This window comes from Pseudescherichia sp., from assembly GCF_032052675.1.
In the GTDB taxonomy this organism is placed as follows: domain Bacteria; phylum Pseudomonadota; class Gammaproteobacteria; order Enterobacterales; family Enterobacteriaceae; genus Pseudescherichia.
This window is the reverse complement of the sequence record NZ_DAMBWA010000004.1, coordinates 148,634-167,812: the sequence shown is the minus strand read 5'-3', so window position 1 is coordinate 167,812 and position 19,179 is coordinate 148,634. Positions and strand designations below refer to the sequence as shown.

Sequence of the window (19,179 nt, the reverse complement as noted above, 5' to 3'; positions counted from 1 at the left end):
GGCAAGCGCAGCGCCGCCCGGCAAAAGCATCACGTCATCGGGGCGAGGTTAGATAGCGTTAAAGATGTAGCGCGATTCGTTTACCGTCAGGCAAGGTGACATCCAATGTCAACTCACCGCCCAACGCGGCCACGTAGCGTTTTAACGTTGAAAGTTTTGGGTCGTTATCTACCTTCTCCATCTTAACGACAGAAGGCTGAGAAATGCCAAGTGCGGCAGCAAGCTGTACCTGTGATACGTGCAGCTCTTCCCGGAGTTTCGCAAGGGTAATTTCCTGGCGAACCTCTGCCGCACGCGCTGCGATCCTTTTCTGGCTTTCCGGTGAGCGTTGTGCAAGCAACTGTTTAAGCGTCGCCATTTTCTTTAACCTCCAGTAAAATCAGATGCGATTTATACTCAGCATCTGCTAACTTAATCATACGTTTATAGAACATTTTTTCGTTTTCGCTCTTCTTATTACCGGCACACAAAACAATGGCTCTTCGGACCGGATCAAATACGAAAAACACTCTAAATGGATGACCCTCAACCTGTACTCTTAACTCCTTCATATTTGGATATGATGAGCCTTTAAGATGGTCCACATAGGGTCGACCAAGCATGGGTCCTTCATGCTCTAAAACTGTTAAGACAGCTAATATTTCTTCCTGAACATTGTCATTTTGAATGGCTAACCAATGATCAAACAAATCTCGCGTAACGACTTCCCACATTTTTGGTTCATCCTATAACCTGGAAGTTATAAATGCAATATAACCTATGGGTTATAATGAAGTGTTGCTTTAGGTCAAGAGCATGTGGGATATAGAAGTTAGGTTATTCAATAAGATGGGTGAAATAACGAAATTTTGTTATTAATACAAAAAGCCGGGCAGCATCGCGCTTACCCGGCCTTTGAAGTCTAAAACCGTTTTATCACGTCACCGGAGCCGGGTTAAACACGGCCAGCTGGTTGTGCAGGCCCCACTGGTCCGAGAAGGTTTTCTTACGGCCGCTGGCGACGTCGAGAATAAAGTGGAACAGCTTCCAGCCCACGTCCTCAATGCTCTCTTCCCCCGTCGCGATCGTCCCGGCGTTGATATCCATCAGATCGTACCAGCGGTTAGCCAGCTCGGTGCGGGTTGCCATCTTGATAACCGGCACTGCCACCAGGCCGTACGGCGTACCGCGACCGGTAGTGAACACCTGAACGGTGATCCCGGAAGCCACCTGCTGGGTACCACAGACAAAGTCGCTAGCAGGCGTAGCCGCGTAGATCAGTCCGCGCTTGGTTGGGCGCTGGCCCGGCGAGAGCACTTCCACGATGGCGCTCTGCCCGGACTTGGCAATAGAGCCCAGCGCTTTCTCCACTACGTTGGCCAGACCGCCTTTCTTGTTACCCGGAGAGGGGTTAGCGCTGCGGTCGGTTTTGCCCATATCGAGATAGTTATCGTACCAGGCCATCTCCTCCAGCAGGCGCTTGCCTACCTCCTCATTGATAGCGCGCGGGGTGAGCAGATGGATCGCATCGCGCACCTCGGTCACCTCCGAGAACATTACTGTCGCACCGCAGCGGACCAGCAGGTCAGAGGCGTAGCCTACCGCCGGGTTCGCCGTCACGCCGGAGAAGGCGTCGCTGCCGCCGCACTGCATCCCGACGACCAGCTCGGAGGCCGGGCAGGTTTCGCGCTGGCGAGCGTTGAGCTTGATCAGATGACGCTCGGCAACCTGAAGAATATCGTCGACCATCGAGCGGAAGCCGACGTGCTGCTCATCCTGCAGGCGCACGATGCTGGCACTGTCAACTGGGATCGCCTGCACGTCTTCCGTTCCCTGTAGCAGACGCTCCGGCTGGAGCTTTTCACAGCCGAGGCCGACCACCATCACTTCGCCGCCAAAGTTGGGGTTGAGGGCGAGGTTATGGATAGTGCGGATAGGCACCACTGCCGCCGGGGCGTTGATCGCTACGCCGCAGCCGTAGAGGTGGTTCAGACCGACCACGCCGTCAACGTTGGGGTATTTCGGCAGCAGGTCGCGCTCGATAATTTTGACCACGTAGTCCACCACGCCCGCGACGCAGTGTACGCTGGTGGTGATACCCAGCAGGTTTTTCGTCCCGACGCTGCCGTCGGCGTTGCGGTAGCCTTCAAACGTGTAACCCTCGAGGGCAGGCAGCGGCTCCGGCACCTTGGTTGCCAGCGGTAGGGTGTTCAGCGGTGGCGCTGTAGGCAACTCCACGGTGGATTCGTCGATCCAGCTGCCCCGGGCAATATCGCGCACCGCATAGCCGATGACTTCACCGTAGCGGACAATGTCACCGTGCGCGGGAATATCCACCAGCGCCACTTTATGCCCCTGCGGGATATGCTCAATGAGTTCAAGCCCATCCGGGAAACGGGTCCCGGCTCTTAAGCCATTGTCATTGACAATAATCGCCACGTTGTCGGTTTCATGAACCTTAATATAAAACGCCGTTGGCGATTCTTGTCTAATTTCGATATCGGCCATTGTCCAGTATTCTCCAGCCAGGTGTGGGATAACAAAAACGGGAAAATGATTATCGTGTTTCTTGTTATCTGAAATAAACAACATTGCTATGGAATAAATAGTGTCAGGAGTTTCACGTTAAGAATGTGATCCAGATCACTCATTATTGCTGTAGCAGGCCCGGCGGCAGGGCGAATGCCTAAATCTGTGGATCAGCGCCCAGCAACTTGTGCATATGCTCAATATAATCACTTAAAACATTTTATTAATTGAGCAAAACAACAATGCGGGACGTTCGTGCCCTGATTATACTGATTGACGATTACATTGCATCTGGTTAGTTACCTGATATTACCTGCTATCGATAAATAATCAGGAAAATACACCTCATATAATAATAAAAATAGAGTTCTGTGCCCGAGGATAAATAAATGATACTGGATACTACCGTTGAAGCAAAAAAGGGTATGCCTACCCGCTATTTAATCTTGCTCATTATCTTTATTGTTACGGCAATTAACTATGCAGACCGTGCGACGCTCTCAATCGCTGGCACCGAAGTCGCTAAAGAGCTGCAGCTTAGCGCCGTCTCAATGGGTTACATCTTCTCCGCCTTCGGCTGGGCCTACCTGTTGATGCAGATCCCCGGCGGCTGGCTGCTGGACCGCTACGGTTCAAAGAAAGTCTATACCTACAGCCTCTTTTTCTGGTCGCTGTTCACCTTCCTGCAAGGGTTTGTTGATATCTTCCCGCTGGCCTGGGCCGGTGTGTCGATGTTCATCATGCGCTTTATGCTCGGCTTCTCTGAAGCGCCCTCATTCCCGGCGAACGCCCGTATCGTCGCCGCCTGGTTCCCGACCAAAGAGCGCGGCACCGCATCGGCTATCTTTAACGCCGCCCAGTACTTCTCGCTGGCGCTCTTTTCACCGCTGCTGGGCTGGCTGACCTTCGCCTGGGGCTGGGAGCATGTATTTACCGTAATGGGCGTCATTGGCTTTGTGCTGACCGGCCTGTGGGTGAAGTTTATCCATAACCCTACCGACCACCCGAACATGTCGGCTAGCGAGCTGGAGTACATCACCAAGGGCGGCGCGGTGGTCGATATGGACCACAAAAAGCCGGGCGCGGCGGCTGGCGGTCCTAAAATGCACTACATCAAGCAATTATTGACCAACCGCATGATGCTGGGGGTGTTCTTCGGCCAGTATTTTATCAACACCATCACCTGGTTCTTCCTCACCTGGTTCCCTATCTACCTGGTGCAGGAGAAGGGCATGTCGATTCTGAAAGTGGGCCTGGTGGCCTCCATCCCGGCGCTGTGCGGCTTTGCCGGTGGCGTATTGGGTGGGGTCTTCTCGGATCACCTGATCAAACGTGGCGCAACCATTACTCTGGCGCGTAAGCTGCCTATCGTTCTGGGCATGCTGCTGGCGTCGAGCATCATTCTGTGTAACTACACCAATAACACTACCCTGGTGGTCACGCTGATGGCGCTGGCGTTCTTTGGGAAAGGGTTTGGTGCCCTCGGCTGGCCGGTGATCTCCGATACCGCGCCAAAAGAGATTGTTGGACTGTGCGGTGGGGTGTTCAACGTGTTTGGCAACGTGGCCTCTATTGTCACCCCGCTGGTAATTGGTTACCTGGTCAGCGAGCTGCACTCCTTTAACGCTGCTCTGGTGTTCGTCGGCTGTTCAGCCCTGATGGCGATGTTCTGCTACCTGTTCGTGGTGGGCGACATCAAGCGTATGGAACTGCGGAATTAAGCAACGGTTACTTCAAGGTATAGATGATGACTAACGATATCTTCCCAAACAAATTTAAGGCTGCGCTGGCAGCGCATCAGATTCAGATTGGCTGCTGGTCCGCGCTGGCCAGCCCAATCAGCACCGAAGTGCTGGGCCTGGCGGGCTTTGACTGGCTGGTACTCGACGGTGAACACGCGCCGAACGATGTCACCACCTTTATCCCACAGCTGATGGCCCTGAAGGGCAGCAGCAGTGCGCCAGTGGTTCGCGCTCCGGCTAACGATCCGATTGCCATTAAGCGCCTGCTCGATATCGGCTTCTACAACTTCCTGATCCCCTTTGTCGAGAGTGAAGAGGAGGCCGTGCTGGCGGTCGCGTCTACCCGCTACCCGCCGGAAGGCATTCGTGGCGTATCGGTCTCCCACCGCGCCAATATGTTTGGCACCGTGCCGGACTACTTCGGCCAGGCGAATAAAAACATCACCATTCTGGTACAGATTGAGAGCCAGCAGGGCGTAGATAACGTTGATGCTATTGCCGCCACCGACGGCGTGGATGGGATCTTCGTTGGCCCAAGCGACCTGGCCGCTGCGCTGGGTCACTTAGGCAACGCCTCGCACCCGGAAGTACAGCGCTGCATTCAGCACATTTTTGCCCGTGCCAAAGCGCACGGTAAGCCGAGCGGCATTCTCGCGCCGGTAGAAGCCGATGCGCGCCGTTACCTGGAGTGGGGCGCCACCTTCGTTGCCGTTGGCAGTGACCTGGGCGTATTCCGCGCCGGCACCCAGCGTTTAGCTGATTCTTTTAAGAAATAACCACCACCGAACTGAAGAGAGAGACGCACTATGACACTGAAAGTTGGTTTCATTGGCCTGGGCATTATGGGTAAACCAATGAGTAAAAACCTCATTAAAGCCGGTTACTCGCTGGTGGTTTCTGACCGTAATCATGAGGCGGTTGCTGAAGTGATTGCCGCCGGTGCAGAAACTGCCTCAACGGCAAAAGAGATTGCCGAGCAGTGTGATGTGATCATCACCATGCTGCCGAACTCCCCGCATGTAAAAGAGGTGGCGCTGGGCGAAGGCGGCATTATCGAAGGGGCGAAAGCGGGCACCGTGCTGATCGACATGAGCTCCATCGCACCGCTGGCCAGCCGTGAAATCAGCGACGCGCTGAAGGCGAAAGGCGTGCAGATGCTGGACGCGCCGGTCAGCGGCGGTGAACCGAAAGCGATCGACGGCACGCTCTCCGTGATGGTGGGCGGTGACAAGGCGCTGTTCGATAAGTACTACGACCTGCTGAAAGCGATGGCGGGCTCGGTGGTGCACACCGGCGACATCGGCGCGGGCAACGTGACCAAACTGGCAAACCAGGTGATCGTGGCGCTGAACATTGCCGCCATGTCTGAAGCCCTGAGCCTGGCAACCAAAGCTGGCGTAAATCCGGATCTGGTGTTCCAGGCTATCCGCGGCGGCCTGGCTGGCAGCACCGTGCTGGAAGCGAAAGCGCCGATGGTGCTGGATCGCAACTTCAAGCCGGGCTTCCGTATCGATCTGCACATCAAGGATCTGGCCAACGCGCTGGATACCTCTCACGGCGTGGGCGCGCAGCTGCCGCTGACCGCGGCAGTGATGGAGATGATGCAGGCGCTGCGCGCTGACGGTCACGGCAACGACGACCATAGCGCCCTTGCGTGCTACTACGAAAAACTGGCGAAGGTAGAAATCTCTCGCTAACAAGAAACGGGCGCGGCAACGCGCCCGGCATCTATGCCGCGTGCAGTAACAGGCTACTGATATGAAAATCGTAATCGCCCCAGACTCTTATAAAGAAAGCCTCTCTGCTACCGAGGTAGCCCAGGCGATAGAAAAAGGCTTCCGGGAAATTTTTCCGGATGCACACTATGTCTCCGTTCCGGTCGCCGACGGCGGCGAAGGAACGGTTGAGGCGATGATCGCCGCTACCCAGGGCGCTGAGCATACGGCGTCGGTGACCGGCCCGCTGGGCGAGCGCGTAGACGCCTGCTGGGGCATGTCCGGCGACGGGAATACCGCCTTTATCGAGATGGCCGCCGCCAGCGGACTGGCTCTCGTTCCCCCTGAGTTACGTAATCCGTTGATGACTACCTCGCGCGGCACCGGGGAGCTTATCCTGCACGCGCTGGAGCACGGCGCACGGAATATCATCATCGGTATCGGCGGCAGCGCCACCAACGACGGCGGCGCGGGCATGGTTCAGGCGCTAGGCGCTAAGTTGTGCGATGCCAACGGTACCGAGATTGGCCACGGCGGCGGCAGCCTGATGAGCCTTAACACCATCGATATTAGCGGGCTGGATCCGCGTCTGGCCTCGTGCACTATCCGCGTCGCCTGCGATGTCACCAACCCGCTGACGGGGGAGCAGGGCGCATCGCGTATCTTTGGCCCACAGAAAGGGGCTACCGACGCGCAGATCGTTGAGCTGGATAACAACCTCAGCCACTATGCCGACGTGATTAAAAAGTCCCTGCGCGTGGATGTTAAAGATGTGCCTGGTGCGGGCGCAGCGGGCGGCATGGGCGCAGCGCTGATGGCTTTCCTTGGCGCAGAGCTACGCAGCGGCATTGAGATCGTCACCCAGGCGCTGAACCTGGAAGAGCATATTCACGACTGCACGCTGGTGGTTACCGGCGAGGGTCGAATCGACAGTCAGAGCATTCACGGCAAGGTGCCCGTGGGCGTGGCGAAGGTGGCCAAAAAATACCATAAGCCGGTGATCGGCATTGCGGGCAGCCTGACGCGCGACGTGGGTGTAGTTCATCAGTACGGCATCGATGCAGTATTTAGCGTGCTGACCAGCATCGGCACGCTGGAAGAGGCCTTCCGTGGCGCATTCGACAACATCTACCGCGCTTCACGCAACATTGCCGCCACCCTGCGGGTCGGGATGTTGACAGAGGGGTGACAGCAGGACGTAAACCCTCTATACTGCGCGCCGAAGCTGACCAGACAGTCGCCGCTTCGTCGTCGTCCTCCTTCGGGGGAGACGGGCGGAGGGGAGGAAAGTCCGGGCTCCATAGGGCAAGGTGCCAGGTAACGCCTGGGGGGTGTCACAGCCCACGACCAGTGCAACAGAGAGCAAACCGCCGATGGCCCACGCAAGTGGGATCAGGTAAGGGTGAAAGGGTGCGGTAAGAGCGCACCGCGCGGCTGGTAACAGTCCGTGGCACGGTAAACTCCACCCGGAGCAAGGCCAAATAGGGGTTCATAAGGTACGGCCCGTACTGAACCCGGGTAGGCTGCTTGAGCCAGTGAGCGATTGCTGGCCTAGATGAATGACTGTCCACGACAGAACCCGGCTTATCGGTCAGTTTCACTCTTTACACAGAACCCCGCCTCGGCGGGGTTTTTTGTTTTTAGCGGTAAATAATCCTGCGTGATCCCCTTCACACATACATCGGCGTTAGAATACTTTTATTATTTAATATCAAAATAAAGCCGCCGTTTCTCTTCCTGTCCCGTTCAAATTAAACAATAGCCAAGTTTTTCTCTCGCTTCCTGATTACGATGAATTTACAGCATGCGCCGCACTATTAGCGGCAGCGATAATAAAATCTGTCCCTACACTAATAAGCGAGAGCGTTATGAGCATGAATAATATTGATGTGATGCAAGGCACATCAGCAGCGGCTAAAAAGGCCGGCATGACGGAGCAGGCGTGGCGCGAGGCCATTAAATTCGACAGCACCGACACGGGCTGGGTCATAATGAGTATCGGTATGGCCATCGGCGCGGGGATCGTTTTTTTACCGGTGCAGGTGGGGTTAATGGGACTATGGGTATTTCTCCTCTCCTCTATTATTGGCTACCCGGCAATGTATCTTTTTCAGCGCCTGTTTATTAATACGCTTGCAGAGTCACCGGAGTGCAAAGACTATCCCAGCGTCATTAGCGGCTATTTAGGTAAAAACTGGGGCGTTTTATTAGGCGCGCTCTACTTTATTATGCTGGTGATCTGGATGTTCGTTTACTCTACCGCCATCACTAACGATAGCGCCTCCTACCTGCATACTTTTGGCATCACTAAAGGGCTGCTCTCCAATAATCCCTTCTATGGACTGGTGCTGATCTGCATTCTGGTCGCCATCTCCTCGCGCGGTGAACAGCTCCTGTTTAAGGTTTCGAGCCTGATGGTGCTGACCAAGCTGCTGGTGGTCGCGGCGTTGGGTCTCAGTATGGTGGGGCTATGGCATCTCTACAATGCCGGCACGCTGCCGCCTGCTGGCCTGCTGATTAAGAACGCTATCATTACGCTGCCCTTTACGCTGACCTCCATTCTTTTTATCCAGACCCTCAGTCCGATGGTTATCTCCTATCGCGCTAAAGAGAAGTCAATTGAGGTTGCGCGCTATAAAGCCCTGCGGGCGATGAATATCGCCTTTGCCATTCTCTTTATTACCGTCTTTTTCTACGCCGTCTCATTTACGCTGGCAATGGGCCACGATGAAGCGGTAAAAGCTTACCAACAAAATATCTCCGCGCTGGCCATTGCCGCCCAGTTTATTAGCGGCGACGGAGCAGGTTGGGTAAAAGTGGTCAGCGTTATTTTAAATATTTTTGCCGTGATGACCGCTTTCTTTGGTGTCTATCTCGGATTCCGCGAGGCGACCCAGGGCATCGTTATGAACCTGCTGCGGCGTAAATTCCCCACCCGGCAGTTTGATGAGAAATATGTGCAGGGTGGGATCATGATCTTTGCCATTCTGCTGGCCTGGAGCGCTATTGTCCTTAATGCACCGGTGCTCAGCTTTACCTCAATCTGTAGCCCTATATTCGGCATGATTGGCTGCTTAATTCCCGCCTGGCTGGTCTATAAGGTGCCAGCTCTACACAAGTACAAAGGCCTGTCGCTGAAGATCATTATTATTACCGGTCTGCTGCTCTGTATTTCACCGCTGCTGGCCTTCGCCTGATGCTATTAACCTCATGAAACAGATGGACGCTATTATGTCAGATGCAAAATGGAACCCGGAATGGGAGCGGTTTATTCAGATCGTACGCCAGGAGGTTAAACCCGCGCTGGGCTGCACCGAGCCGGTATCGCTGGCGCTGGCCAGTGCCACTGCCGCCGCGCAGCTCTCCGGCAGGATCGAGCGCGTGGCGTGCTTTGTCTCGCCTAACCTGCTGAAAAACGGAATGGGGGTTACCGTACCGGGCACGGGCATGGTGGGGCTGCCGATTGCTGCCGCCCTCGGTGCGCTGGGAGGGGATGCCGCAGCTGGACTGGAGGTACTCAAAGCCGCGTCGCCAGAGGCGATAGCGGATGCGAAAGCGATGCTTGCCGAAGGGCGAGTATGTGTCAGGCTACAGGATCCGTGTAGCGAGATCCTCTACGCCCGCGCCTGCGTCTATACGGCGAATAGCCATGCCAGCGTGACGATCGAGGGGGATCATACCCGCATCGTGCGGATCGAAAAGCAGGGCGAGACGGTTTTCCAGCTCTGTGACCAGGTCGATGAGAGCCGCGAGGATCCGCTGGTGTCGCTGTCCCAGGCGACGCTGCGCGACATTCTGGCCTTTATTGAACAGGCTCCGTTTGAGCGGATCCGTTTTATTCTGGATGCGGCCCGCATCAACGATGCACTCTCGCGGGAAGGTTTGTCGCGGGAGTGGGGCCTGCATATTGGCACCACGCTGCAAAAGCAGTGCGATCGCGGCCTGCTGGCGAAGGATCTCTCTTCGGCGATTGTGATCCGCACCAGCGCAGCCTCGGACGCGCGGATGGGTGGCGCATCGCTGCCAGCAATGAGCAACTCCGGCTCCGGCAACCAGGGGATCGCCGCCACGCTTCCGGTTGTGGTGCTCGCCGAGTTTTTAGGTGAGGGCGACGAGCGGCTGGCGAGGGCACTCATGCTCTCCCATCTCAGCGCGATCTATATCCACAGTCAGCTGCCGCGCCTGTCAGCGCTCTGCGCCGCGACAACGGCGGCAATGGGGGCGGCGGCGGGGATGACGTGGCTGATGGACGGACGCTATGACACCCTTGCCAGCGCTATCAGCAGCATGATTGGTGACGTTAGCGGCATGATCTGTGATGGGGCCTCGAACAGCTGCGCGATGAAGGTGTCAACCAGCGTCTCGTCAGCGTGGAAGGCCGTGCTGATGGCGCTGGATGAGACCGCGGTGACCGGCAAGGAGGGGATTGTGGCGCACGACGTTGAGCAGTCGATTGCTAACCTCTGTGCGTTGGCCTGCCGGGCGATGCAGGAAACCGATCGGCAGATCATCGATATCATGGCGCACAAAGCATAGAAATGTAGGCCGGGCAAGCGCAGCGCCGCCCGGCATCTCAGCTATACAGGCAAATCGACCAGCAGGGCCCGCAGCGGCGTATCCGCCACCAGCGTAATAGTTGCCTCGTCGCGAATAAACGCCCCGTCACCGCAGGTCAGCGCCTTCTGCTCCTCCTGCGGCGTCAGGGCATGGAACCTGCCATGAATCGACTGCAGGTAGGCGCGCGGGCCATGCAGCTGAAAGCTAAGCTGCTCACCCTTATCCAGCTCAATATGGTGCAGCCAGACCTGCTGGCGTAGCTGCAGGCTATCATCGTTTCCGTCAGGGGAGGCCAGCAGCAGCTGCTGACCCGCGATAGCTATTTTTTGCACCGGCGGGTTCTCCCGCTCCGGGCAGGCGTCCAGCCAGAGCTGCATCCGCGTCAGGGACTTATCTTTGCTCAGGTTGTGCTCGCTGTAGCTAATCCCCGGCTGGGTCGCTATCAGCAGCGCTTCTCCTGCCTTCGCCTGTACGTGATGACCTTCACTGTCGCGGTACTCGGCTTCTCCCTCAAGGATCAGGTTGAGAATATCCACTTTAGGATAGGTACGCGGCTGGAATGACGCCCCGGGAGCCAGAACCTCCTGGTTCAGCACCCGCAGGGAGGCATAGCCCAATAGCTTAGGGTCAAAGTAGTGTCCAAAGGAGAAGGTGTAACGGGCCTGCAGCCATCCGAAATCTGCCTGTCCGCACTGTTTGGCTGTTCTGGTAGTAATCATAATTCTGACCTCTCTTTACACTAAATCAATGGTAAAGGTATGGACGCTGCATTGTTAGCCAGATATTCTGCCCGGTATGTTCAAATTTCCTGAATGAGAACGAGATGGCTAAAGAGAGAGCTTTGACGCTCGAAGCGTTGCGCGTCATGGACGCCATAGACAGGCGCGGCAGCTTTGCCGCAGCGGCGGATGAGCTGGGCCGGGTGCCCTCCGCGCTAAGCTATACCATGCAGAAGCTGGAGGAGGAGCTGGACGTTGTGCTCTTTGACCGCTCCGGGCACCGGACGAAATTTACCAACGTTGGGCGAATGCTGCTGGAGCGGGGACGCGTGCTGCTGGAGGCCGCCGACAAGCTCACCACCGATGCCGAAGCGCTGGCCCGTGGCTGGGAGACGCACCTGACGCTGGTAAGCGAAGCGCTGGTACCTACTCCCTCATTTTTCCCACTGGTGGAGAGGCTAGCGGCTAAAGCCAATACCCAACTCTCTATTATTACCGAAGTGCTGGCAGGGGCATGGGAGCGCCTGGAGCAGGGCCGGGCGGATATCGTTATTGCCCCGGATATGCACTTCCGCTCGTCGTCGGAGATCAACTCGCGCAAGCTCTACACGCTTCTCAACGTCTACGTCGCCGCACCGGATCATCCGATCCACCAGGAGCCAGAGCCGCTCTCTGAGGTGACGCGGGTGAAATATCGCGGCGTCGCGGTGGCCGATACCGCCCGGGAGCGTCCGGTACTTACCGTACAGCTGCTGGACAAGCAGCCGCGCCTGACGGTCAGCAGCCTGGAGGATAAGCGCAACGCGCTGCTGGCCGGACTGGGGGTAGCCACCATGCCTTACCCGCTGGTGGAGCAGGACATTGCCGAAGGGCGTCTGCGGGTCGTTAGCCCGGAATCCACCAGCGAGGTGGATATCATTATGGCCTGGCGGCGCGACAGCATGGGCGAGGCGAAAGCCTGGTGCCTGCGAGAGATCCCCAAGCTTTTTGCCGGGAAATAGGAAGTAAAAAGGGCACCCTGAAGGTGCCCTGATAACTTAGCCGAAGCGAATATCGCGCCCGTGCGGCTCATCCAGATCCTGCCAGGGTCCGATGGAGATAATCCCCGTCGGGTTGATGGTCTTATGGCTGCGGTAGTAGTGGTTGCGAATGTGGGCAAAGTCGACGGTTTCGGCAATGCCAGGCATCTGGTAGATATCACGCAAAAAGCCATGCAGATTCAGGTAGTCGCTGATCCGATGCTTATCACACTTGAAGTGCGTAACGTACACCGGGTCAAAGCGTACCAGCGTCGTCCACAGGCGAATATCCGCTTCCGTCAGCTGGTTACCGGTCAGATAGCGGTGCTGGCCGAGGATCTGCTCGAGGCGCGCCAGCGACGAGAAGAGATTCTCTACCGCTTCGTCGTAGGCTTCCTGGCTGGTGGCGAAACCGGCTTTGTAGACGCCGTTATTCACATTGTCATAGATCCAGCTATTCAGTTCATCAATCTGCCCCCGCAGCGCCGGCGGGTAGTAGTCACCGGCTTTTGCGCCGTGCGCATCGAAGGCGGTGTTAAACATCCGAATAATATCCGCTGACTCATTGCTGACGATGGTGTGGTTTTTCTTATCCCACAGCACCGGCACGGTGACACGCCCGGTATAGTGCGGGTCGGCGTGGAGATAGAGCTGGTAGAGGAAATCGTGCTGATAGAGCTTGTCGCCGGTGGCGGCGGGGAAGCTATCATCAAAGGTCCAGCCGCTCTCCAGCATCAGCGGGTTAACCACCGACACGTCGATAAACGGCTCAAGGCCTTTCAACGTGCGCAGGATCAGGGTGCGGTGCGCCCACGGGCAGGCGAGAGAGACATAGAGATGGTAGCGATCTTTCTCGGGTGCAAAACCGCCTTCGCCCGTCGGGCCTGCTTCGCCGTCCGCGGTTAGCCAGTTACGGAACGCGGACTCCGAGCGTTTAAACCGTCCGCCGGTTGACTTGGTGTCGTACCAGACGTCATGCCAGACGCCGTCAATAAGCTGTCCCATCTTGCTCTCCTTACTGCCGGAAAAAGGTTAAGCGGGAAGAGCTCGCTCTCCCCGCCTTGAATTGCTTTCAGTATAGAAGCCTTACCACTTTTTATTCAGGACGCGGTCGATGCTAAATGCGCCTGGACCGGTAATACCCAGCAGGAGGAAGCCGCCGGCGATGGTCAGGTTTTTCATGAACATGATAGAGTTCACGCCTTCAGCAAAGTTGCTGTGGAAAAGGAAGGCGGTGAGCAGCGTAAAGACGGCGGTGATCAGCGCAGTGGTACGGGTCAGGAAACCAAACAGGATCGCCAGGCCGCCGCCGAACTCAAGCAGAATAACCAGTGGCAGCATGAAGCCCGGTACGCCCATCGCTTCCATATACTGCTGGGTGCCTGCATACCCGGTAATTTTGCCCCAGCCAGCGGTAATGAACAGGATCGGCATCAGAATACGCGCTACCAGAATGCCAACATCTTCTAATTTTTTCATTTTACTCTCCATGAAGCCACAGGGGCCGCTAATGTCATTTTTCCAGCGCTGGCAGGCATCTGCTGCCCGTTCGCTGTCGATGGAGAGGATAATAAACGCGGCGGTGGGGGATTGTTAGCAAGGAAAACTGTCAATCTTTATCAAATAATCTGAGGTATTTGCTGAGAGCTACGCCGGGCGGCGCTGCGCTTGCACCGGCCTACGAAAGACGTGGGCCGGGCAGGGTGGGGGGTTAACGCAGGCGTTGCTGTTTGATGGTGGACTGCACCAGACGCCAGGTGCTCCACGCGGCAAACCCGCGCTTCGCCCAGCGCAGCAGCATGTTGGGGTGGCGAACGGTGCGCACCGCCATCAGACTACTGCCCACCAGCAGCCACGATCGCATACTGAGAAAAGTATTCCAGCCGCGATCGTAAGCGCCGGTCGTCTCCAGCCAGTCACGTCGGCTGGCCGTCAGATCGAGGCGCTGCTGCTGGATCTGGCTTAGCAGCATCGCTTTGCGTTTAAGACGCTCCGCTTTAGTACTGCTCACTTTTTATCCTCCTCCAGCAGAGAACGATCGTTAGCCAGTTCGTCGCGCGTATGGCGCAGGAAGGTAGATTGTCGGGCCTTATGCAGCGTCCAGAAACCGCCGATGATTGCGCCTACCAGCAGAACCACAGTGGTAGCGATCATCGCGTTAAGACGGTATTGAGGGTCGATAGCCCAGATGATGAGAACCATCAGGCTCATCAGGCCAAAGGCAGCCAGCAGCATGGTGAGCCCCAACATCAGGAGCATCTGGATGACGTTTGCTTTCTCTTCTTCCAGTTCCACCACAACCAGTCGCAAACGCGTTTCCACCATCTCAACGAGGATGGTCATAATGCGTTGCCCAATACCCAGGACGCTTTTTCCTGGTCCGCTTGTATGACGTAAGTCAGCCATAATCAGCGTCGCGTCAGCAGCACGCCCAGCACCACACCGGCGGCAGCGGCAATCCCTACACCAGTCCACGGGTTCTCGCGCACGTATTCATCGGCGCGCGTGGCGGCTTCACGGGTTTGCTTGGCAATAACATCGCTGGTTTCACCCAGACGATAGCGGCTTTCGTGCAGAGCACGTTCTGCTTTGGTGCGCAGCTTACTCAACTCTTCTTTCGATCTGTCCCCGGAGCTACTTAATACCTCTTCCAGGGTATCCGTCAGGGATTTCAACTCAGCGCGCAGATGATCGGCAGTAGTATCTTTAGACTTAGACATAGTTCTCTCCAGGTGAGCGAGTGGTAACTTCCTTTAATAATCACGGGCCTCAAGCGTACGCAGCTCTTCCTGCGCCTCTCTCAGCTTGTCTTCACGTTTGGTCACTTTATCCGCATCGCCTTTTTGCTGTGCTTCAGTCAGATCCTGCTGGCGTTCAGCAACCTCTTCCTTCTGTTCAGCAATTTTTTTCTGGTGGTCTGCGCGCAGCTTGCTGTCAGTGCAGTTGGCTCTTAACTCTTTGAGTGCCGTATTCAGTCCGTCAACACGGCGCTGATTGTTATGCTTCTCGGCGTAGCTAATTTCGCGCAGGATATCCTATTCCTTCTCCTGGCAAAGCGATACGGCCTGCGAAGCGGCGCTCAAAGATAAAAGGCTTAACGCCAGTACGATGCGGTATCTCATTCTTATAACTTTCCCTTGTTTTAGCGGCATATCACCATGAAACGCCGAAAATGCAGTCAGTAAAAGAGTGACACTGTTCCCGTCTACTCAAGCATAGTAAGTAAACGCGAAGATCACCAAAGTAAGTGAAAAGATTCGGATTAGTAGAAGGTTAGCCCAGACGGTGAGGCGTATCCCGCAGGCGGGTGAGCCATGCTGACGTCTGGTCGTCGTCGTCCTGAAGGGCGATGATATAGCCCTGCGGCAAGGTGCGATCTAAAACCACTTTTGCCGCCGCACTTTGCGCGCTGGAGTCAAAGGTAATGACCAGGGTGTCATTTTTCGGCGTGATGCTTTTAAAGCGGATCCCATTGGCGTCAAGGTGGTGCCAGACGGAGAAGCCGTCCGGCACGCTGACGCTCTGGTTACCCGGGCGAATGGCCAGCGTTGACTCACGCTGCTGCAGCGTTACCCAGGCAGAGAAGAGCAGAGTGAAAAGCATAATGGTTGCCAGCGCAAAGGCGCACTGGTGCATCAGCGCGCGGCGCGAGCGTGGATTACTGCCGATTTCCATATTTTTTCTTCCATAAAACGAACAGCGAGCCAACCAGCCCAACTACCAGCAGAACCACCGGCAGCAGCATCAGGCAGGACATTAACGCATCTTCATATTTGCGAAACACGGGCGTCTTGCCCAGCAGATAACCAAAGGTCGTGAGGATCACCACCCACAGCAGGCCACTCATCCAGTTAAAGAACTGAAAGCGGGCGTTATTCAGACCGGAAAGGCCGGCAATAGTGGGCAGCAGGGTGCGTACAAAGGCAATGAAGCGGCCAATCAGCAGCGCAGAGAGCCCGTGCTTGTGGAACATATGGTGCGCCCGCTGGTGGTAGTGCGCAGGCAGGTGGGACAGCCAGTTCTGCACGATGCGCGTGTTGCCAAGCCAGCGTCCCTGTATGTAGCTTACCCAGCAGCCGAGGCTGGCGGCGGCGGTGAGCAGCAAAATGGTTTGCGGATAGCCCATCGCCCCTTTCGCAATCAGGACGCCCACCAGCACCAGCAGGCTATCACCCGGTAGAAATGCCGCGGGCAGCAGGCCGTTTTCCAGAAACAGGATCATAAATAAAACAAAATAGAGCATGCCGATCATGGAAGGATTCGCCAGCGTTTCGAAATCCTGGTGCCATAAAGCGTTCAGTAACTGGGTAAGTAGTTCCATTCAGTGTTCCTGGTACATCGGTTAACGAATATCGGGGTTAACGCCGCTGGAGAGAAATTGCATCTAATTGTAACAAACGCCAGAGATCTGCGTCACTGAAAATGCGTATTTTAGGAATTGATTTTGCTTGCCGGGGAGGGGGGTGACAAAGGTATTTACAAAGGCTGACACTCTATACGGTTGCTGACCGCGTTATGTCATTGATTGAACAGCGCAGGCGCGTCCGCGCCCGCTGCTAAAAAAGAAGTCTGTTATTTCACGGCGGTTGCGGCAGTATCGAGGTGAACCACCGGATTTTCAGCAAACAGATAGCGGTCAGCGTTAAACTCAAAGTCATCGCTGGTTTCATTAAACAGCATCAGCTTGGTGTTCTCAAGGTGCTGCCACATTGCCACTTTCGCTGCATGTGGATCTTTACGAATCAAGGCCTTAAGGATTTGATCGTGATCGTCACACCAGTTGTCCACGGTGCGGGCATCAATGTGATCGTGCAGTTTTTTCCAGTATGGGTTGTGTGTGCGCTGAGTCCACATTTTTTCCACGATTGCTGCCAGGGCGGTGTTCTGCGTGGCCAGCGCGACCTGCACGTGGAACTGCAGATCCCACTCGGAGTCGCGGAAGCACTTCTCCTGGCGCGCCTTGTCCTGGATCTCCATCAGCTTCATGATGTCCTGCTTGGTCACCTGGGTGGCGGCAAACTCGGCGATATTGCTCTCAATAAGCTGACGCGCCTGTAACAGCTCAAACGGGCCGTAGTTAGCAAACTCCATAGACTCGTCGGGGATCTGCTGATATTTCGCCTGGTTAGAGATGACATGGATACCCGAGCCCTTGCGGACCTCTACATAGCCTTCTACTTCCAGCATGATAATCGCTTCGCGCACCACGGTGCGGCTAACGCTCTTCTCATCGGCAATAAAACGCTCGGCGGGCAGTTTGTCACCGACCAGATACACGCCGTCCTCGATGCGGCTTTTTAGCTCAGCGGCCAGCTGCTGATATAAACGGCGTGATTCGGTGATTTCCATATGCGCTCCAGGCGAGACAGGATAGATAGATTTGTTATACCACTTTTCCTAAATTCTCACCATACCAGTAACGAAAAAGCCGCCCGAATAGTGCAGGCGGCTGTGGATCAACGACGTGATGGGTTACTGCATTTTACGAGTGTTGAGTGGCAGGGCCACCGACGGCGCGCTTCTCTTCTTCGAGTTCCGCCGCGGACTTGCTCTTCAGCACGGTCCAGATAACGATAGCGCCCAGCACATCGAACACGGCCAGTACGGCGAACAGCGGGCTGAAGCCGATGGTATCCGCCAGCGCACCAACGACCAGAGCAAACATGGTGCTCGCTGTCCAGGCGGCCATACCGGTCAGACCGTTGGCGGTAGCCACTTCGTTACGACCAAATACGTCTGAGGAGAGGGTGATCAGCGCACCAGAGAGAGACTGGTGAGCAAAACCGCCGACGCACAGCAGGGCGATAGCGACATAAGGGCTGGTGAACAGGCCGATCATGCCTGGGCCGATCATCAGTACCGCACCCATCGTCACCACCATTTTACGGGAGACAATCAGGTTCACGCCAAACCAGCGCTGGAACAGCGGCGGCAGATAACCCCCAACGATACAGCCAAGGTCTGCGAACAGCATGGGCATCCAGGCGAACATGGCGATCTCTTTCAGGTTAAAGCCGTAGACTTTAAACATGAACAGCGGGATCCAGGCGTTGAAGGTACCCCAGGCCGGCTCTGCCAGGAAACGCGGCAGGGCGATGCCCCAGAACTGACGGGTGCCCAGAATCTGCCATACGGACATTTTCTTACCGTTGTTGGTCTGGTGCTGTGCTTCCTGACCGCCAATGATATAGCCACGCTCTTCTTCGGTTAATTTTTTCTGATCGCGCGGATGTTTGTAGAAAATCAGCCAGGCCATCGCCCAGGCGAAGCTCAGCACGCCGGAGATGATGAAAGCCAGCTGCCAGCTGTGCATCACGATAGCCCACACCACCAGCGGCGGCGCAATCATCGCACCAATAGAGGAACCGACGTTGAAGTAGCCCACGGCGATAGAACGCTCTTTCGCCGGGAACCACTCGGAGGCAGCTTTCAGGCCGGCCGGGATCATCGCCGCTTCAGCGGCACCCACCGCACCACGCGCCAGCGCTAAACCACCCCAGCTGCCTGCCAGCGCCGTAGCGCCGCAGAAGATTGCCCAGGTTACAGCGAAGACGGCGTAGCCAACTTTAGTACCCAGAATATCCAGCACGTAGCCCGCAACCGGCTGCATGATGGTGTAGGCGGCGGAATAGGCCGCGATGATATAAGAGTACTGCTGCGTGGAGATGTGCAGCTCTTCCATTAGCGTTGGCGCAGCCGCAGCAATGGTGTTACGGGTCAGGTAGCCAAGCACGGTGCCCAGCGTCACCAGCGCTATCATGTACCAACGTAAACCTTTAATTTTACGCATGTAAAACCTCATCGTTATGTTATTTCCGCCTTGGGCGGCCCCTCCTCCGGATCGAGCCGGGGGAGGTGTAACGGGGGGCGTAGCCGGGAGTAACTCCCGAAACGGCCCGGACCTTGCCATCAGTGTGCG

20 protein-coding genes, 1 other RNA gene and 1 pseudogene are annotated in these 19,179 nt (G+C 56.1%); 8 read left to right on the top strand and 14 right to left on the bottom strand.

Going from position 1 to position 19,179, the window contains the following annotated elements; genetic code table 11:
• Positions 1–58: 58 nt before the first annotated feature.
• The 3 genes from RTX96_RS07620 to garD form a co-directional block, all read right to left on the bottom strand.
• Entirely contained in the window at positions 59–358 is a 300-nt protein-coding gene (locus RTX96_RS07620) for a helix-turn-helix transcriptional regulator (RefSeq protein WP_312670657.1), read from the bottom strand.
• Entirely contained in the window at positions 345–713 is a 369-nt protein-coding gene (locus tag RTX96_RS07615) for a type II toxin-antitoxin system RelE/ParE family toxin (protein WP_312670656.1), read from the bottom strand. The genes RTX96_RS07620 and RTX96_RS07615 overlap by 14 nt, the downstream gene beginning before the upstream one ends.
• 202 nt (positions 714–915) lie before the next feature.
• Positions 916–2,487 carry a galactarate dehydratase gene (garD, locus tag RTX96_RS07610; protein ID WP_312670655.1) on the bottom strand — a complete coding sequence of 524 codons (1,572 nt, stop codon included), beginning with the start codon at positions 2,485–2,487 and terminating at the stop codon, positions 916–918.
• Positions 2,488–2,897: 410 nt separating this feature from the next.
• Here garD and RTX96_RS07605 point away from each other — a divergent pair, with 410 nt between their 5' ends.
• The 7 genes from RTX96_RS07605 (at position 2,898) to RTX96_RS07575 (ending at position 10,501) form a co-directional block, all read left to right on the top strand.
• Positions 2,898–4,229, top strand: coding sequence for an MFS transporter (locus RTX96_RS07605; RefSeq protein ID WP_103821310.1), 1,332 nt, complete (start codon positions 2,898–2,900; stop codon positions 4,227–4,229).
• Between the two features lie 26 nt (positions 4,230–4,255).
• The gene (gene garL, locus RTX96_RS07600; RefSeq protein ID WP_042390201.1) at positions 4,256–5,026 is read left to right on the top strand and encodes a 2-dehydro-3-deoxyglucarate aldolase; all 771 of its coding nucleotides are present in this window, start codon (positions 4,256–4,258) and stop codon (positions 5,024–5,026) included.
• Positions 5,027–5,056: 30 nt separating this feature from the next.
• Complete coding sequence (garR, locus tag RTX96_RS07595) at positions 5,057–5,947, top strand: 2-hydroxy-3-oxopropionate reductase (RefSeq protein WP_103821308.1); 891 nt, start codon at positions 5,057–5,059, stop codon at positions 5,945–5,947.
• A gap of 61 nt (positions 5,948–6,008) precedes the next feature.
• Complete coding sequence (garK, locus tag RTX96_RS07590) at positions 6,009–7,154, top strand: glycerate 2-kinase (protein WP_103821307.1); 1,146 nt, start codon at positions 6,009–6,011, stop codon at positions 7,152–7,154.
• A gap of 32 nt (positions 7,155–7,186) precedes the next feature.
• An RNA gene (gene rnpB, locus RTX96_RS07585) (RNase P RNA component class A) lies at positions 7,187–7,568 on the top strand.
• A 265-nt stretch (positions 7,569–7,833) separates the two neighbouring features.
• Complete coding sequence (locus tag RTX96_RS07580) at positions 7,834–9,162, top strand: amino acid permease (protein WP_103821306.1); 1,329 nt, start codon at positions 7,834–7,836, stop codon at positions 9,160–9,162.
• Positions 9,163–9,196: 34 nt separating this feature from the next.
• Positions 9,197–10,501 (top strand): L-serine ammonia-lyase, iron-sulfur-dependent, subunit alpha, encoded by a 1,305-nt coding sequence (locus RTX96_RS07575; protein WP_312670654.1) that lies wholly within the window; start codon positions 9,197–9,199, stop codon positions 10,499–10,501.
• Between the two features lie 41 nt (positions 10,502–10,542).
• Here RTX96_RS07575 and RTX96_RS07570 read toward each other — a convergent pair whose 3' ends face one another.
• Positions 10,543–11,241: a pirin family protein gene (locus RTX96_RS07570; protein WP_312670653.1), complete on the bottom strand. Its 699-nt coding sequence runs from the start codon at positions 11,239–11,241 to the stop codon at positions 10,543–10,545.
• A 104-nt stretch (positions 11,242–11,345) separates the two neighbouring features.
• Between RTX96_RS07570 and yhaJ the strand changes: the two genes are divergently transcribed.
• Positions 11,346–12,242 carry a DNA-binding transcriptional regulator YhaJ gene (gene yhaJ / locus RTX96_RS07565; protein WP_103821304.1) on the top strand — a complete coding sequence of 299 codons (897 nt, stop codon included), beginning with the start codon at positions 11,346–11,348 and terminating at the stop codon, positions 12,240–12,242.
• A 36-nt stretch (positions 12,243–12,278) separates the two neighbouring features.
• Here the strand turns inward: yhaJ and RTX96_RS07560 are convergent, their stop codons facing one another.
• From RTX96_RS07560 to RTX96_RS07515, 10 genes and pseudogenes are all read right to left on the bottom strand, one after another.
• Positions 12,279–13,265 (bottom strand): glutathione S-transferase family protein, encoded by a 987-nt coding sequence (locus tag RTX96_RS07560; RefSeq protein WP_103821303.1) that lies wholly within the window; start codon positions 13,263–13,265, stop codon positions 12,279–12,281.
• An 81-nt stretch (positions 13,266–13,346) separates the two neighbouring features.
• Positions 13,347–13,739: a DoxX family protein gene (locus RTX96_RS07555; RefSeq protein WP_312413984.1), complete on the bottom strand. Its 393-nt coding sequence runs from the start codon at positions 13,737–13,739 to the stop codon at positions 13,347–13,349.
• Between the two features lie 232 nt (positions 13,740–13,971).
• Entirely contained in the window at positions 13,972–14,232 is a 261-nt protein-coding gene (locus tag RTX96_RS07550; RefSeq protein ID WP_103821416.1) for a YqjK-like family protein, read from the bottom strand.
• Between the two features lie 35 nt (positions 14,233–14,267).
• Positions 14,268–14,666, bottom strand: a complete 399-nt coding sequence (locus RTX96_RS07545) for a phage holin family protein (RefSeq protein ID WP_103821301.1) — start codon at positions 14,664–14,666, stop codon at positions 14,268–14,270.
• A 2-nt stretch (positions 14,667–14,668) separates the two neighbouring features.
• Positions 14,669–14,980 carry a YqjD family protein gene (locus RTX96_RS07540; protein ID WP_103821300.1) on the bottom strand — a complete coding sequence of 104 codons (312 nt, stop codon included), beginning with the start codon at positions 14,978–14,980 and terminating at the stop codon, positions 14,669–14,671.
• A gap of 33 nt (positions 14,981–15,013) precedes the next feature.
• Positions 15,014–15,382 (bottom strand): annotated as a pseudogene (locus RTX96_RS07535) (DUF1090 domain-containing protein).
• 151 nt (positions 15,383–15,533) lie between these two features.
• Complete coding sequence (gene mzrA, locus RTX96_RS07530) at positions 15,534–15,896, bottom strand: EnvZ/OmpR regulon moderator MzrA (protein ID WP_103821415.1); 363 nt, start codon at positions 15,894–15,896, stop codon at positions 15,534–15,536.
• Positions 15,897–15,918: 22 nt separating this feature from the next.
• Complete coding sequence (yqjA, locus tag RTX96_RS07525; protein WP_103821298.1) at positions 15,919–16,581, bottom strand: DedA family general envelope maintenance protein YqjA; 663 nt, start codon at positions 16,579–16,581, stop codon at positions 15,919–15,921.
• A gap of 251 nt (positions 16,582–16,832) precedes the next feature.
• A complete protein-coding gene (gene exuR, locus RTX96_RS07520; RefSeq protein WP_103821297.1) occupies positions 16,833–17,609 on the bottom strand; it encodes a transcriptional regulator ExuR in 777 nt (258 codons plus the stop codon).
• Between the two features lie 133 nt (positions 17,610–17,742).
• Entirely contained in the window at positions 17,743–19,050 is a 1,308-nt protein-coding gene (locus RTX96_RS07515; RefSeq protein WP_103821296.1) for an MFS transporter, read from the bottom strand.
• Between the last annotated feature and the right edge of the window lie 129 nt (positions 19,051–19,179).

What these genes read in the sequence shown, in the direction of transcription:
- RTX96_RS07620 (WP_312670657.1), bottom strand. Translation starts at nt 358, where the DNA reads ATGGCGACGCTTAAACAGTTGCTTGCACAACGCTCACCGGAAAGCCAG.
- RTX96_RS07615 (WP_312670656.1), bottom strand. Translation starts at nt 713, where the DNA reads ATGTGGGAAGTCGTTACGCGAGATTTGTTTGATCATTGGTTAGCCATT.
- garD (WP_312670655.1), bottom strand. Translation starts at nt 2,487, where the DNA reads ATGGCCGATATCGAAATTAGACAAGAATCGCCAACGGCGTTTTATATT.
- RTX96_RS07605 (WP_103821310.1), top strand. Translation starts at nt 2,898, where the DNA reads ATGATACTGGATACTACCGTTGAAGCAAAAAAGGGTATGCCTACCCGC.
- garL (WP_042390201.1), top strand. Translation starts at nt 4,256, where the DNA reads ATGACTAACGATATCTTCCCAAACAAATTTAAGGCTGCGCTGGCAGCG.
- garR (WP_103821308.1), top strand. Translation starts at nt 5,057, where the DNA reads ATGACACTGAAAGTTGGTTTCATTGGCCTGGGCATTATGGGTAAACCA.
- garK (WP_103821307.1), top strand. Translation starts at nt 6,009, where the DNA reads ATGAAAATCGTAATCGCCCCAGACTCTTATAAAGAAAGCCTCTCTGCT.
- RTX96_RS07580 (WP_103821306.1), top strand. Translation starts at nt 7,834, where the DNA reads ATGAGCATGAATAATATTGATGTGATGCAAGGCACATCAGCAGCGGCT.
- RTX96_RS07575 (WP_312670654.1), top strand. Translation starts at nt 9,197, where the DNA reads ATGTCAGATGCAAAATGGAACCCGGAATGGGAGCGGTTTATTCAGATC.
- RTX96_RS07570 (WP_312670653.1), bottom strand. Translation starts at nt 11,241, where the DNA reads ATGATTACTACCAGAACAGCCAAACAGTGCGGACAGGCAGATTTCGGA.
- yhaJ (WP_103821304.1), top strand. Translation starts at nt 11,346, where the DNA reads ATGGCTAAAGAGAGAGCTTTGACGCTCGAAGCGTTGCGCGTCATGGAC.
- RTX96_RS07560 (WP_103821303.1), bottom strand. Translation starts at nt 13,265, where the DNA reads ATGGGACAGCTTATTGACGGCGTCTGGCATGACGTCTGGTACGACACC.
- RTX96_RS07555 (WP_312413984.1), bottom strand. Translation starts at nt 13,739, where the DNA reads ATGAAAAAATTAGAAGATGTTGGCATTCTGGTAGCGCGTATTCTGATG.
- RTX96_RS07550 (WP_103821416.1), bottom strand. Translation starts at nt 14,232, where the DNA reads ATGCTGCTAAGCCAGATCCAGCAGCAGCGCCTCGATCTGACGGCCAGC.
- RTX96_RS07545 (WP_103821301.1), bottom strand. Translation starts at nt 14,666, where the DNA reads ATGGCTGACTTACGTCATACAAGCGGACCAGGAAAAAGCGTCCTGGGT.
- RTX96_RS07540 (WP_103821300.1), bottom strand. Translation starts at nt 14,980, where the DNA reads ATGTCTAAGTCTAAAGATACTACTGCCGATCATCTGCGCGCTGAGTTG.
- mzrA (WP_103821415.1), bottom strand. Translation starts at nt 15,896, where the DNA reads ATGCACCAGTGCGCCTTTGCGCTGGCAACCATTATGCTTTTCACTCTG.
- yqjA (WP_103821298.1), bottom strand. Translation starts at nt 16,581, where the DNA reads ATGGAACTACTTACCCAGTTACTGAACGCTTTATGGCACCAGGATTTC.
- exuR (WP_103821297.1), bottom strand. Translation starts at nt 17,609, where the DNA reads ATGGAAATCACCGAATCACGCCGTTTATATCAGCAGCTGGCCGCTGAG.
- RTX96_RS07515 (WP_103821296.1), bottom strand. Translation starts at nt 19,050, where the DNA reads ATGCGTAAAATTAAAGGTTTACGTTGGTACATGATAGCGCTGGTGACG.